General features: G+C 31.1%; 14 protein-coding genes. All 14 read left to right on the top strand.

The genetic code is table 11. The annotated features are described in order from the left end of the window. The first annotated feature begins 83 nt into the window (after nucleotides 1-83). Nucleotides 84-1,157: an EpsG family protein gene (locus tag U860_RS0101195; protein WP_025147086.1), complete on the top strand. Its 1,074-nt coding sequence runs from the start codon at nucleotides 84-86 to the stop codon at nucleotides 1,155-1,157. A 103-nt stretch (nucleotides 1,158-1,260) separates the two neighbouring features. Beyond that, the gene (locus tag U860_RS0101200) at nucleotides 1,261-2,001 is read left to right on the top strand and encodes a capsular polysaccharide synthesis protein (protein WP_025147087.1); all 741 of its coding nucleotides are present in this window, start codon (nucleotides 1,261-1,263) and stop codon (nucleotides 1,999-2,001) included. 9 nt (nucleotides 2,002-2,010) lie between these two features. Beyond that, nucleotides 2,011-3,207, top strand: a complete 1,197-nt coding sequence (locus tag U860_RS0101205) for a glycosyltransferase (RefSeq protein WP_025147088.1) — start codon at nucleotides 2,011-2,013, stop codon at nucleotides 3,205-3,207. A gap of 84 nt (nucleotides 3,208-3,291) precedes the next feature. Continuing rightward, nucleotides 3,292-4,323 carry a glycosyltransferase gene (locus U860_RS0101210; protein ID WP_025147089.1) on the top strand — a complete coding sequence of 344 codons (1,032 nt, stop codon included), beginning with the start codon at nucleotides 3,292-3,294 and terminating at the stop codon, nucleotides 4,321-4,323. Between the two features lie 17 nt (nucleotides 4,324-4,340). Next, nucleotides 4,341-5,501 carry a polysaccharide pyruvyl transferase family protein gene (locus U860_RS0101215; protein ID WP_025147090.1) on the top strand — a complete coding sequence of 387 codons (1,161 nt, stop codon included), beginning with the start codon at nucleotides 4,341-4,343 and terminating at the stop codon, nucleotides 5,499-5,501. A 13-nt stretch (nucleotides 5,502-5,514) separates the two neighbouring features. Further along, nucleotides 5,515-6,705: a glycosyltransferase gene (locus tag U860_RS0101220; RefSeq protein WP_025147091.1), complete on the top strand. Its 1,191-nt coding sequence runs from the start codon at nucleotides 5,515-5,517 to the stop codon at nucleotides 6,703-6,705. A gap of 12 nt (nucleotides 6,706-6,717) precedes the next feature. Next, on the top strand, nucleotides 6,718-7,899 hold the full coding sequence (locus tag U860_RS0101225; RefSeq protein ID WP_025147092.1) for a glycosyltransferase: 1,182 nt from the start codon (nucleotides 6,718-6,720) through the stop codon (nucleotides 7,897-7,899). 20 nt (nucleotides 7,900-7,919) lie between these two features. After that, nucleotides 7,920-9,101, top strand: a complete 1,182-nt coding sequence (locus U860_RS0101230; RefSeq protein WP_025147093.1) for a glycoside hydrolase family 88 protein — start codon at nucleotides 7,920-7,922, stop codon at nucleotides 9,099-9,101. A 71-nt stretch (nucleotides 9,102-9,172) separates the two neighbouring features. Beyond that, the gene (locus U860_RS0101235; protein ID WP_025147094.1) at nucleotides 9,173-10,339 is read left to right on the top strand and encodes an acyltransferase; all 1,167 of its coding nucleotides are present in this window, start codon (nucleotides 9,173-9,175) and stop codon (nucleotides 10,337-10,339) included. A gap of 128 nt (nucleotides 10,340-10,467) precedes the next feature. Continuing rightward, complete coding sequence (locus U860_RS0101240) at nucleotides 10,468-11,394, top strand: SP_1767 family glycosyltransferase (RefSeq protein ID WP_025147095.1); 927 nt, start codon at nucleotides 10,468-10,470, stop codon at nucleotides 11,392-11,394. A 43-nt stretch (nucleotides 11,395-11,437) separates the two neighbouring features. Next, a complete protein-coding gene (locus U860_RS0101245; RefSeq protein ID WP_025147096.1) occupies nucleotides 11,438-12,445 on the top strand; it encodes a glycosyltransferase in 1,008 nt (335 codons plus the stop codon). A gap of 48 nt (nucleotides 12,446-12,493) precedes the next feature. Further along, on the top strand, nucleotides 12,494-14,041 hold the full coding sequence (locus U860_RS0101250; RefSeq protein WP_025147097.1) for an oligosaccharide flippase family protein: 1,548 nt from the start codon (nucleotides 12,494-12,496) through the stop codon (nucleotides 14,039-14,041). Nucleotides 14,042-14,388: 347 nt separating this feature from the next. After that, entirely contained in the window at nucleotides 14,389-14,985 is a 597-nt protein-coding gene (locus tag U860_RS0101255) for a sugar transferase (RefSeq protein ID WP_025147098.1), read from the top strand. 13 nt (nucleotides 14,986-14,998) lie between these two features. Beyond that, a complete protein-coding gene (locus tag U860_RS0101260; RefSeq protein ID WP_025147099.1) occupies nucleotides 14,999-15,631 on the top strand; it encodes an acetyltransferase in 633 nt (210 codons plus the stop codon). The last annotated feature ends 3 nt before the right edge of the window (nucleotides 15,632-15,634 follow it).

Consider the following 15,634-nt stretch of genomic DNA (forward strand, 5'->3'; position numbering starts at 1 on the left):
ATAGGTTATATTATTGAATTATTTGGTTAAAGAATAGCAAAGAGTTTTATATTTACAATCTATAATATGAAAGGAATTTAAAAATGTTTATATTTTGGGTTACGCTGGCCTTAGTTTATATTCTTTCTTTTTTAGCAAGATATTTTTCTACTCCTGTGATAATGGGACCACACATTGTTCAATCAAAGCCAAATAAGCTGTTAGTATTTTTAACAATGGTTATTCTTGTAATGGTGTCTGGTCTCCGTAATAATATCGGGGATACTTTTTTTTATATGTATTCTTATAAAAAAGATACGTTTGATTGGGAACATATAAAAGAAGGAAAAGATATGGGGTTTAATGTGCTTCAGATGATTTTAAAACAGTTCTCTAATGACCCTCAAATATTGATTTTTGTAACGGCACTAATAACAAATGTGCTTATTGTATTGGTTTTATATAAATATACAAGAATGTTCGAATTAAGTTTATATGTATATATAACAGGTGGAATGTATTTAATATCAATGAATGGGATAAGGCAATTTCTTGCAGCAGCAATTATTTTTGCTGCAACAAAATATATATTTGAAGGTAACTGGAAAAAGTATATTCTAATTATTCTATTTGCATCAACAATACATCAAACTGCACTTATCCTTATTCCAATATATTTTATGATTAGGAGAAAAGCATGGTCATGGGAAACGTATGTAACCCTTTTTTGCTCTGTACTCATAGTTATAGGGTTTAATCAATTTTTAGATACCTTATTCTCAGTCATAGGAGATAGTCAGTATGGAGATTACAAGAACTTTTCTGAGGGCGGAGCAAATATACTTAGAGTTGGAGTTAATATTCCTCCAATTATTATTGCTTACATTGGAAGAGAGAAACTCAGGGAAATATTTCCTAAAAGTGACTATATAGTAAATATGTCTATATTAGGACTTGTATTCATGATAATTTCAACACAAAATTGGATTTTTGCAAGATTTTCTATATATTTTGGATTATACCAATTAATTTTAATTTCATGGATTATAAAATTATTTACTGATAAAGACCAAAAACTAGTTTATTATGCAATATTAGTATTTTATTTTATTTTCTATGCATACGAGAATGTAATAACATTAAACATTGTTTATAAAAGTAATTTTTTAAATTTCTAAGTTTTTTAAGGTGAAATATGTTAATGACTAGTTGATCAATGAAATATGGAAATTTAGGTGTATAGGTATATTATTCTATATAGTTTAGAAAGGGGATACTGGGTTGGCATTTACAGAAAAGATTCCACGCATCATTCACTATTGTTGGTTTGGTAAAGGAGAAAAACCAATAATAGTAAAAAAATGTATAGATAGCTGGAAAGAGAATTTGGCTGGTTATGAAATAATTGAGTGGAATGAAGATAATTTTGATATAAATTGTAATTTATATGTCAAGGAAGCCTATGAATACAAAAAATTTGCATTTGTAAGTGATTATGTAAGAGTATACGCTCTTTATAAATTTGGAGGAATTTACTTAGATACGGATGTGGAGGTATTCAAATCTTTTGATGATATGCTACATCATGATTCATTTTGGGGATTTGAACAAGAGAACTATATAGCTACAAGTACAATAGGAGCCACTAAAGGAAATGTGTTAATAAAAATGTTTCTAGATTCATACGAAGAAAAAAGTTTTATTAAAGAGGATGGAAAGTATGACAGTTTAACCAATGTGGCCATTATAAGCGAGATACTAAAAAATAAAGGATTACAGTTGAATGGAAAATATCAAGAAATAAGTGGGGTAGGAGCCTTCTATCCTCAAACATATTTTTCTCCATATGATTATATTAACTGTAGAAAATTTATTACTCCAAATACATATGCAATGCATCATTTTTATAAAAGTTGGTTACCACCTAAAGCGAGATTGAAGAGTGGTTTAAAACTGTTAGCATCTAAGGTTATAGGTGGAGAAAATATAGCGCGGATAAGAAAATTTGTTACAAAAAATTAGGAGGCATATATGAAGGATATACTGGTGGCCTCATTTGATATGGAAGTTGGAGGAGTAGAAAGAAGCCTTATAAGTATGCTTGAGGGTTTTGATTACAAAAAATACGCTGTTGATTTAATGCTGTATAGGCATCAAGGGGATTTTATGGAATTAGTTTGTAACAAGGTGAATTTATTAGAAGAAGTTCCACAATACACCACCTTTAGGAAGTCAATCGGAGAAACTTTAAAGGATAAAGAGTATGGCATTGGATTTTCTAGAATTTTATCTAAGATAAATACTCGTTTTGCAGGAAAAGCTAAAGGAATAGTAGAGACAGGATATTATCAAATGCAATTAATGTGGAAATATGCTATTCCATTTTTACCTAAACTAGATAAAGAGTATGATGTTGCAATTAGTTATTTGTGGCCGCATTATTTTGTAGCAGATAAGGTCAAGGCTAAGAAAAAAATAGCATGGATTCATACAGATTATTCTACAATTGAGACAGATATAGAGATGGATTTAAAAGTATGGAATAAATTTGATTATATTGTAGCTGTATCAGAAGCATGCAAAAATTCATTTTTAAAAAAATATAGTGCATTAAAAAATAAGGTTATAGTAATGGAAAATATAACCTCCCCGCAGTTTATTAGAGACATGGCGAATGAAGAAATAGATACCCCTATGCTTCTTGATAACCGTTTTAAAGTTATAACTGTGGCTAGACTATCTCATGCAAAAGGAATCGATAATGCTGTTAGGGCTTTAAGGATATTGAAAGATAAAGGCTATGAGAATATAGCCTGGTATGTAGTTGGATATGGTGGAGACGAAACAATGATTAAAAATCTAATAAGGGATTTGAAATTAGAAAATAGCTTTGTGTTGCTAGGAAAGCAAATTAATCCATATCCATATATAAAAGAAGCTGATTTATATGTCCAACCATCTAGATATGAGGGAAAAGCTGTTACAGTAGGAGAGGCTCAGATACTTGCAAAACCAGTCCTAATTACAAATTATACAACCGCAAACAGTCAAGTGAAAAATGGGGTTGACGGATATATTACGGAATTATCCGTTGAAGGAATAGCAGATGGAATCGAAAAATTGTATAGGGATGCTACCGTAAGAGAGCAGTTAGCTAACAATTGTAGTAATACTGATTATAGTAATAAGTATGAATTAAATAAGTTGTATGAAATTATGGAGGCTTAAAAGTTTATTAAGTGTACTGGTACAACTACAAAAATTTTAAAAAATGAAAGTATAAGAGATTCGAAGCAAAGGGGTGATTTGCTCATGAATAGAAACGTCAGTGTAATTATACCGGTTTATAATGCTGGTAAATATATTACTCGGTGTATAGAATCACTGTTAAATCAGGTACTTCATAACTGCGAATTTATCTTTATCAATGATGGTTCAACGGACAATAGTGTAGAGATTATTGAAAAGTATAGGGCACTAGATGACAGGATTATACTTATAAATCAAAAAAATCAAGGTGTGAGTATTGCAAGGAATCAAGGAATTCTTATAGCTAATGGTGAATATATTGGATTTGTTGATGCTGATGATTATGTAGAAGCGGATATGTATGAAACTCTGTATAATTCAGCAAAACAAAGCAATTGTGATGTAATTATATCAAATTTAAGAAGTGAGATTGAAGGGCATAAGGTAACAATTGAATATCCATTTCCAATTAATATTGTTCTGGAAAAGGAATATATAAATAAAGAGATATTGCCCTATTTTCTTAAAAGCGATAATTTAAATACTGCTGTAAACAAAATTTATAAAAATAGCATAATAACGAAAAATAATGTGAAGTTTCCAGAGAAGGTTGCATTAGGAGAAGATGGAATGTTTAATATTCAATTTTTTAGTAATGCAACTAATATGAAATATATAGATTACACGGGGTATTATTATAGGGATGTAGCGGGTAGCGCAACTCGGGATATCTCAAAAAAAGATTATTTCAAGCGAGCTGTGGAAGTATATAATATGGAACTGCCGAAAATTTACATCGAAAAGATCGATAAGGCAAAGATACGTGAATTGAAATCAAGAAAGTTTATAAATAGTGTAATTTCCTACGTATATATTTATTTTGAACCGTCTAAGGAAATACGGTTTAGTGAGAGATATGAATACATAAAAAATATGATATGTAATAAATATGTTAGAGAGGCATTGCCACTATATTGTGAAGTAACTTATAGCAAGCTTGGTAGATATGAGAAATTTTTAATAAATATGATTAAAAGAAAATCTACTGTGGGGTTATACTTCGCAGTCTCTTACAGCAGGCTTAGAAATAAATAAAACTGGAGGAATTTAGTGTGAAGTTTATGATGTTTGCCCATGGGGGCAGTTTGAATAGAGGGTGCGAAGCGATAGTTCGAGCTTCTACAAATATTATAAAAGAAAAAATAGATGGAGCAAAAGTATGTTTGGCATCAGATAGACCTGAAACAGATAAGGTAATCAATAAGTTAGATTTTATATATGATGGTTCTAGCCGCAGTCTGAAAAAATATTCATATGATTGGTTATTGTCCTCAGTTAAAGTAAAACTCTTTAACGATGAATCTTATGCATTAGGGAAAATTCATCATAACATAATAAAGCATATAAAAAGTTCCGATGTATGTTTATCTATCGGAGGGGATAATTATTGCTATGGAGAGCAACCTGGGTGGTATGAGATTGATAGAAGAGTAAAAATGCAGGGGAAAAAGCTAGTACTATGGGGATGTTCTATAGGAGAAGAGGATATGTCTGAAAGAAAGTTGGAAGATCTAAAGCTCTTTGATTTAATATTAGCACGCGAAAGTCTTACCTATAATATGTTAAAAAAACAAGGATTAAATAACGTTCAATTGTGTGCTGATGCTGCGTTTACAATGGAAAAAGAAGAATTGGAGTTGCCTAATGGATGGCAGGAAGGAAATACAATGGGTCTTAATTTTAGCCCGCTTGTATGGAATAGAAATGAGAATTCTCAAGTTGCGGTAAGAAAGTTAATTAATCATATATTAAATACTACAGATATGACGATTGCTCTTACACCTCACGTTATTGAAGATGGGAACAATGATTACGAAGTTCTCTACAAATATTACCAAGAATTTAAGGACACAGGCAGAGTGATTCTGTTACCAGATAACCTAAATGCAATACAGTATAAGGGATATATAGCTAGAATGCGTTTCTTTATAGGAGCTCGAACGCATGCAACTATAGCTGCTTACTCTAGTTTTATTCCGACTATGGTATTGGGATATAGTGTAAAGTCCAAAGGGATATCTAAAGATATATTTGGGGAAGAAAAATTAGTTTTAGATATAGAGGAGATATCTGATAGTAATAAATTAAAAGCAAGATTTGATGAGATGGTACGAGAGGAAGAGGAGATAAGGCAAAAGCTACGACAATCTATACCTAATGTAAAGAAAATGTCCTACAAAGCAGTAGAGTATTTGAAAGAATTGTCTAATTAATTTGGGGTATATTATGAAAAAAAAACTACTATTTGTTATGCCTAGTTTATCTACTGGTGGTGGAGAGAAAAGCTTGATAAATCTACTATCACAAATAGATTACAGTTTATATGATGTAGATTTATTTTTGTTTAGTAAAACAGGAACATTCATGAATTCAATACCAAGAGAGGTAGATATATTAGATTTGCCAAGTGATTATAAAATATTTGCATCGAGCCTTAAAAATTCAATAATGGGCTTTTTAAAGAATGGGCAAATTAAATTGGCATATTCAAGATTGATGTTCACCATTAAGAATAGATTGATAAAGAATGCTGCTATTTCAGAACAGTATACATGGGAATATCAAAGTAAGTCATTTGAAGTTTTAAGGAAAGAGTACGATGTAGCAATTGGTTATCTTGAGAAGTCTTCAATATATTTTGTAGTTGATAAAGTGAATGCGAAAAAAAAGGCCGGATGGATACATACAAACTACTCGAATTCAGGTATGGATCGTCAGTTTGATAATCCATATTTTGAACAACTAGATAATCTAATAACGGTTTCAGAAGAGTGTGCAAAATCGTTACAGGAAAACTTTCCACATTTAAAAAATAAAGTTACGGTTATATATAATATAGTAGCCCCTAGGATTATATATGATTTATCTAAAGAAGATATAAAAGATGATAGTTTGTTTGATAGAAATTATACTAATATTATTACTGTCGCTAGATTAAGTCATGAAAAGGGTTTAGATTTAGCGGTGAAATCTTGTAAGTTAATTCTAGAAAAAGGATACAAGATAAAGTGGTATGTACTAGGGGATGGGGATGAAAGAGATAAATTAGAAAGTTTAATAGAAGATAATCATCTATCCCAACATTTTAAAATCTTAGGTGTTCGAGAAAATCCATATCCTTATATACAAAAAGCAGATGTATATGTACAGCCATCTAGGTATGAGGGTAAGTCTATAGCAATTGATGAGGCAAAGATACTGTGTAAACCGATAGTAGTGACCAACTTTGAAACTGCAAAAGATCAAATAGATCATAGAATAAACGGAATTATTACCGAGATGTCTGAAGAAGGAATTGCAACTGAAATTGAAAGGCTTATCACAGATATAGAATTGAGGGAAAGAATCGTAAATAATTTATCTACAGAAACGTTAGGAACCGAAAAAGAAATAAATAAGCTCTACGGAATTCTTTAAAAGGTGATTATTATGAAAAAAGACGTATTATTTGTTATTAATAATTTGAACTGTGGTGGGGCTGAGAAATCATTAATTTCTCTGTTACATACGATGGATTACTCTCGCTATAATGTGGATTTATTTTTATTTAAGCACGAAGGTTTATTTTTTAATAAAATCCCTAAGCACGTGAATATATTGGACGAACCTGCTGAGTATCAATATTTTGATATGCCAATAAAAGCAGCCACCATTAAATGTTTGCGACAAGGAAGATTAGATATAGCCTTCTCAAGGATTTGTGCAGGTTACATATTTAAAAGTGAGAAAAACAAAGCTCGTTGTGAACAGAGAGTATGGCGATATCTATCAAAATCCCTCCAGACTATAAATAAAAAATATGATGTGGCTATTGGGTACTTAGAGAAGAATCCGGTTTATTTTTGTATAGAAAAGGTTAAAGCGGATAAGAAAATCGGTTTCATACATACTGATTATGACAAGTTAGGAATGGATTCTAAAATTGATATGGGTTATTTTCATTCATTGAATCATATAGTAACGGTGTCTGAGGAATGTGCCAATGTTTTAAGGAAAAGATTTCCTATATATAACGACAAGATAGGTGTTATTCATAACGTAGTCTCTCCAAGTACGATAAATAAAATGTCACAGGAAAAGGTAGATATAGAACATAAAGGGATAAAGCTTGTTTCTGTAGGAAGATTAAGTAGTGAAAAGGGATTTGATTTGGCCATAGAAGCATGTAAGGATCTGATTGGGAATGGATATGACATAAAGTGGTACATTATCGGAGAAGGCAAAGACCGAGATAAATTTAAAAAAATAATAGAAGAAAACGAACTTCAAGACCATTTTTTATTGTTAGGATTGAAAGAAAATCCGTATCCGTACATAAGAGTAGCAGATATATACGTACAACCATCTAGATTTGAAGGGAAGTCTATAGCGATAGACGAGGCAAAAATATTGCATAAACCAATAGTGGTAACAAACTTTAGTACGGCTAAAGACCAAATCGACAATGAAGAAAATGGGATTATTGTAGACATGGATGCTCACTCACTTTCAGAGGGAATTAAAAAATTAATACATCATGAAGAATTAAGAAATAAGTTAATAAATAACTTATCAGATGAAAAGTTAGGAACCGAGTCGGAAATAACAAAATTATATACATTATTCAAGTAGTATAGAAAGGACATAATTATATGATTATACAGGCAGCGTGCTTTGTGTTACTTGCCGTAATCGCAATTATTATAATGATTGATTTCGTCCCTATATGCAAGAGCTGGTTGGGGAGAATAAAAATAGGAAGATATACCGATAAAAGTTTATGGAATCAGTCAATTATTAATATAGGTATTAAATGGCTAAATAACACGCCAAAGATTAAGGTAACTGATAATACAAGATTAATAATAATCGATATGCTGAAAGGAAATTATACGAAAAGCGCTATACAGCATTGGCAAGAAGCATCTTTAATATTAGGGTTGTCTGAATACCTGAAATATAATGATGACAGAGCAGTAAAACATGAAATCACAAAGTTTTTGAACTCCAAATTTGATTCTAACGGTCAGTGGGTACACAAACCTCAGTATGTAGATGGAGCAATACTGGCTTATGCTATTATGAAGCTGGATTTTGGGGAGATAGATAAATATAAAAAAGCTTTGGATGCTACTTGGGAAATGATACAAGAACATATAGGTGAGGATGGTACGATAGAATATAGAAAGTTTATGAAGGGGTATCGATATGTAGATACCATTGGTTTCATATGTCCATTCTTAGTGACTTACGGCATTAGGTATAACAAAAGTGAGTGTATAGATTTGGCTGTAAAGCAGATTAAAGAATATGAAACATATGGAATGTTAAACTTAAGTCATATACCATGTCATGCTTATAGATTAGAAGATAAAGTTCCTCTAGGTTTATATGGCTGGGGAAGAGGTCTTGGATGGTTTGCTATAGGTCTTATAGATACGTGGAATGAATTACCGGAAAACAACAGCTATAAACCTGTATTAGAAGAAAGTGTACGTAAATTTGCAAAAGCTACGATGAAATTTCAACAACAAGGTAATTGGAATTGGACTGTAACCAGGAACGAATGCGGACCAGATTCTTCCGCTACATCCACACTGGGATGGTTTATGTTGAATGCAGCAAAGATAGAAGATATTTCAAAGGAATGTTTGGAAAGTGCAGATAAAGCTATCGGTTATTTGATGGGAGTGACAAGAAGAAACGGAGCGGTCGACTTCTCTCAAGGTGATACGAAGGATATAGGTGTATATTCTACGTTATTCGATATATTGCCATTCACACAAGGGTTTTGTATTAGATTAATTAACTTACGTAATAATTATAAAATTTAGTCATCCTTATAAGGGTGACTAAATTTTAATAGTTAGATTAATGAATTTATTTTAGAACAGAGGGAAGAATTATGACGAGACGTTATAAAGAATTGGATTCCCTTCGGGGTATTGCTGCAATCATTGTTCTATTAGGACACTTCTTAGCATTATTTCCGATATTAGGTAAAAAGGTAATGTATTCAACATTTGGGGCCTGTTTTTCTATATTATGGCAGGGTCATTCGGCTGTTATTATATTTTTTGTGTTAAGTGGATTTGTTCTATCCTTGCCTTTTTATAAAGGGACGGAATTTAATTATTTAAAGTATCTTATTAAAAGAGTTTGTAGGATTTATATTCCTTATATTGTGATTCTTTTTATTGCAATAGGAATCAAATTGGGGATTCATTCTAAAATTGGTACCGTTCCTGGTTTGGTACAATGGGGTTCATGGAACATAGAAGTTTCTTTTAATAGAGTAATGGATCATATTTTATTCTTGAGAGAATTTAATTCTGATGCGTTTATTATGGTGATTTGGTCATTAGTTCACGAGATGCGGATTTCCATAGTGTTTCCTTTAATTATTTTTCTTTTACTTAGAGTAAACTGGAAAGTAAGTATTGGGATAGCGATGTTTTTCTCAGTTATTGGTTATTTATTAATGAAGAACATTCCAAGCGAATTTAATATGCCAGTATCCACCAATTACTTTATCACATTACATTATAGCTCAATGTTTATTATTGGTGCACTACTAGCCAAAAATAGAGAATATTTAGTGAGTAAAATTATTAATTCAAAAGTAAAATATATATTATTGCCTTTAGGTCTTTTATTTTTTAGCTATCCACGTATCCCATTTATGTTACTTTCCAAACTAATTGGTGAAATTGATTATGAGTTGTATCTTATTATCATCGATTGGTATATATGTTTTGGTGCAGTTTTAATTATTCTATCCGCTCTAAGTTCAAAACTATTTTCTAAATTATTACTGATTAAGCCAGTACAATTTATAGGGGAAATATCATATAGTCTTTATTTAGTACATCCAATTGTTCTATTAACAACAGTTCATATTTTCTATGGAAAGATATCGGTGCCTTTAATTTTATTAATTTCTTTCTTATTTACTATGGTTGTGTCGGTCTTATGTTATAAATTTATTGAAATTCCATCAATAAAAATAGGCCGGAAACTTGCCACTAAAAATTCTAGGGGCGATATTTCGTTGAGAAAAAAGGCTAGTTGAAAAATTGGGGAATAATAAGAATAAATATTATGTACGATGTGAATAGAGGGATAAGAGTAATTTTCTTAAGAAAAAGAGGAAAGATAATCTAATGCTCTATCGAGAAAAGTATTAGAAAGGAGCTTGGTATGGTGCAAATAAAAATAAAAAGTATGTTAGTTTTTATTTGGAATAAATTGATCGATATGAAAATTCAGGGTTTGAATCGATTAACTATCATAAAAGATCGATTCACGAAGTGCTTTTTCAAGCCCCCTAGAATTCAATCTATAGATGAAACTTTAAAAAAAATTATTCATGATAAAGCTTCCGTAGCCAGGTATGGTGATGGTGAATTTAAATTAATTCATAATCTAGATATAACATTTCAACGAGCTGATCATTTGTTATCAAAAAGATTAAAAGAAATATTGCTAAGTGAAGATGAGAAGTTCTTAGTTTGTTTACCGGATGTTTTTCAAGATTTATCAAAATATGCAGATGAACCAAAGGATTATTGGAGTCTTCATACTGCAAAATATAGATTAAAGTGGTATAAAGACTTGAAGAAGGGAAAAATATATTATAATTCCTTTATATCGAGATTCTATTATCCCTTTCGAGATAAGTCAAAATGTAAAGAATGGTTTATATTATTAAAATTAATATGGAAAGATAGGGATATAGTTTTAATAGAGGGCAGTAAGAGTAGATTAGGTATTGGAAATGATCTGTTTGACAATGCTAAATCAATTGAAAGGATTTTAGTACCAGAGGAGCACGCATTCTTACATTACAATAAAATCTTAACAGCAGCAAAAAAAAATAATAAATCTAAATTGATTCTATTAGCAATAGGGCCTACTGCTACTATATTAGCATATGATTTGTATAAAGAGGGATATCAAGCAATTGATATAGGGCATGTGGATATTGAATACGAATGGTTTTTAAGACAAGCAAAAACTAAAATCAAAATTGAAAATAAGTACGTATGTGAAGCAGGTGCTGGACAAAATGTGGGCGATATTCAAGATGAGAAATATTTAAGCGAAATTAAAGCTGTAATAAGATAGGCATGAGGGTTTAACTTATGTAAGTAATGTAGAGGTGAAAGGATTGCATGAATTAATAAGTGTTATTGTTCCCATATATAATGTGGAAAAATGGTTAGTTAGATGTATTGAAAGTGTTTTAAAACAGCCTTTCGTCAATGTTGAATTAGTTCTAGTCAATGATGGTTCAACAGATAAATGTGGTGAAATATGTGAAGAATATTTAGAAAAGGATAATAGAATTAAAGTAATCTATAAAGAGAATGGAGGAGTGAGTAGCGCAAGGAATGCAGGGATCGAAGCTGCTACAGGGAAGTATATAGTGTTTATAGATCCCGATGATGAGGTAAGCGAAAACTATTTTACTAGGTTATATGGTATTGCGGAAGATAAAAAGTGTGATGCTGTAATATGCGGATACAAAACTGTTCCAAATAATAATAGTATTATTCCTAACTTCAAATTAGATACTGTTATGAACGGGAGAGATTTTGTACTGAGCTCTCCAAGTGTTCATTCCAAGAATGATCTATGCTTTGCATGGAGGTACATATACAATTTAAGCATTATAAAAGAAAAAAGCATCAGATTTAATGAACAAGTGTTTATTGGAGAAGATGTTATTTTTAATTTAGAGTTTTTATTGCACTCACAAAGGGTATGTGCAGTCTCAGAAGTTCTTTATTTTTATACTATTAATAATCCAAATAGCTTAATGAGGGTTCCGTATAAACCAAATTTAGAGAACAGTTTAGTTTTACAATATCAAATGAGAAGACAACTTTCACAAGAATTTGGTTTACTACACGATAAGCAATTTAAAAAAGATATGGCTAATTATTATATAAATCATATATATAGACTGTTGATTAATAATTTGAAAAGCGATCCTAATGTGGATGTTAATAATGCTTTTCGTAGAATAGTGAATTATGAAATGTTCTCAGATAGTGTAAAAGGAATTGGTTTTTCATATCGATGCAATAACTTTAAGGAGTATATATATTATTTGGCAATAAAGTTTAAAGTGTACCCTTTAATAGTTGCAGCATATAAAAGAGAAATCAGGTAATACCCTTGGGTTGAAAGTGTTTTCATACTTTCTGAAGTGGGAGGAAAAATGAGAGTTAAAAATTCAATAATTAATATATCAGCCGGTATAGGTAGTCAAGTTATTATTACGTTACTAAGTTTTGCTTCCAGAACCATATTTATTACTTATTTAGGTGTTGAGTATCTGGGGGTAAATGGATTATTTACTAATATATTAGGAATGTTATCTTTAGCTGAAGCAGGAATAGGATCTGCTATCATATATAATCTATATAAACCAGTGGCAGAAAATAATCAGGATAGAATCAATATGCTTATGAATTTTTATAGAAAGGCATATATGGCAATAGCTTTAATAGTATTGTTACTAGGATTACTTTTGTTACCTTTTCTTGGATATATCGCTAAAGATGCAAAGGTAGACAATATTCATTTTATTTATATTATATTTTTAATTAATACAGCTTCATCTTATCTATTTTCTTATAAAACTTCATTTTTAAATGTTTGTCAAAAGGGATATATTGTTACAGGGATTTATTCTATCTCATCTATTATATCTACTTGCGTTAAAATAGGAATTTTATACTTTACGCATAGTTATATTTTATATCTAATAATCGATATTATTATAACAATCAGTACCTCTGCGTTCTTGGCTATATTGGTAGATAAGATGTACCCATTTTTAAAAAATAAAGCAGCAAGCAAATTAGATAGTGAAACCAAAAGTAATATTGTTAAAAATGTAAAGGCTTTGGTGCTACATAATATAGGTGGATATATTGTCTTTGGTACTGATAACATGTTAATTGCGTCTTTTGTCAGTGTTACAGCTGTTGGATTGTATTCAAATTATTATATGTTAATTAACATTTGTAGAACCTTTATAAATCAAATCTTTGATAATATTAATCATAGTGTAGGGAATTTGGTTGCAAAAGAAAGCGATGAAAAAATTTATAGCATATTTAAGGTTACTATGCTTTGTAATTTTTGGATATACTCATTTTTTTCCATATTTTTATATATTATAATGCAACCCTTTATTACTTTATGGATTGGTTCGAAATTTATTATGGATATAAGTGTGTTAATTATATTAATGATGAATTTTTATGTATCAGGAATGAGACGTTCTATATCTATGGTCAAAACAACATCAGGGATTTTTCATGAAGATAGGTATGCGCCCTTTTTAGAGGCTGCCGTGAATCTGGTGGCTTCTATTGTCTTGGTGCAATATATGGGCATAACAGGTGTTTTTATTGGAACACTTATAAGTACACTAGTGGTTCCATTTTGGATTGCTCCTTATTTAGTATATAAGAAAGTATTCCGTAAACCGGTTAGGGATTATTTTTTAAAATATACTTACTATGTGATGATAGGGCTAGGAGCTTGTGTTATCACAAGTTTAATATGCGGTCTTATTCCGTATAATGGATTACTAGAATTAATATTAAGAGGGATGATTTGTTTAATAATTCCAAATGCTATTTATGTATTTGTTTTTTATAAGACAGATGAATTTAAGTATTTATTTGGAGTTGTTAAAAGTATAATGGGAAACCTGAGGGTGAAAATTCAGTCAAACAAAAAGGGCACTTTTTAATTTGAAATCTACATTTCTATTATCCCGTTACTAACCCAATCCATCGAGGGCCAGCGCCTAATGAATTGACACAAGATTATAATACTTTAAAGTAAGAGCAAGTAAATAAAAGGAAAGTATTAAGAATCTTTTAGAAATGAAACACCACTATGTTCTGTTGAATATGGTGGTGTTCTTATTACTGAGTATTTTAATTAAATATTTTGCATGACATGTCCTTAAATAAAAAAGTAAATCAATTCGTTATTTTTCAACTATGAATGGGACTGCTTTTTATGAAGATAGAAGTTTTAGGCAGTTATGGAGTAGAGGTTAATACATAAACCAAATTAGGAGTATGATTATATATGAAAAGACTTTTCGATTTGTTCGTTTCTTTGTCATTATTGGTGTTTCTTTTACCTCTTATTATAATAGTGGCTGTTTTAGTTAGAATTAAGTTGGGTTCCCCTATCATATTTAAGCAGCAACGCCCGGGATTGCATGGTGTCCCTTTTTTTCTTTATAAGTTTAGAACTATGACTGACGAGAAGGATAGTGAGGGAAATGCGTTGCCCGATGATGTAAGGTTTACCCGTTTCGGAGGGTTTCTAAGAAAATATAGTTTAGATGAATTGCCACAGTTGTTTAATGTTATAAAAGGGGACTTAAGTTTGGTAGGTCCAAGACCATTATTGATGGAGTATTTGGAACTATACACAGAAGAGCAGGCCAAGCGACATAATGTCAGACCAGGGATTACGGGATGGGCCCAAGTAAATGGCAGAAACGCGATTTCTTGGGAGGAAAAATTTGATTTTGATGTATGGTATGCAAAAAAACGGACTTTTTGGCTTGATATGAGAATTTTGTTGTTAACGGCAAAGAAAGTATTTAAGTCAGAAGGAATCAATCAGGTTGGGCATGTAACTGTGGAAAAATTTAATGGTACAAAGAATTCTTGAGGAGGTGAGATGGATGCGAATAATTATGATTGGGGCAGGTGGTCATAGTAAAGTAATCCGAGATATTATCCTATCGTATGGAAATTATGAAATCATTGCGCAATTAGATGATGTGTATAAAGAGTTGAAAATTGAGGATGGTGTTTATTTTGGACCTATTTCTGCAGCTGTAAAGTTAATGGATGAGCATGTAGATACAAAGTTCGTGATAGCTATAGGGAATAACAGAACAAGAAATATAATTATGGAACAGTTAGAGATTCCCAGTCATCGCTATGCGACGCTTATACATAAACAATCTATTGTTAGTTTAAGTGCAAAGATTGGGGCTGGTACGGTTATTATGCCAGGTGCAATTGTTAATGCAGATGTTGAAATTGGGAATCACGTTATTGTCAATTCAGGCGCTATTATTGAACATGATAATAAGGTAAATGATTTTGCACATATTTCCCCAAATGCAGTGCTTACAGGATCCGTTACTGTAGGAACAGGAGTACATATAGGAGCAGGAGTTAATGTGATTCCAAATATCACAATTGGCGATTGGTCCGTTATCGGTGCCGGAGCAACAGTGATCTGTGACATTGTAGCGAATTGTAAGGCAGTTGGCATTCCAGCTAGAGTAATAAAAAAAGAATTATAGGAG

It is taken from the genome of Bacillus sp. H1a (genome assembly GCF_000633475.1).
Taxonomy (GTDB): Bacteria; Bacillota; Bacilli; order Bacillales; family Bacillaceae_G; genus Bacillus_A; species Bacillus_A paramycoides.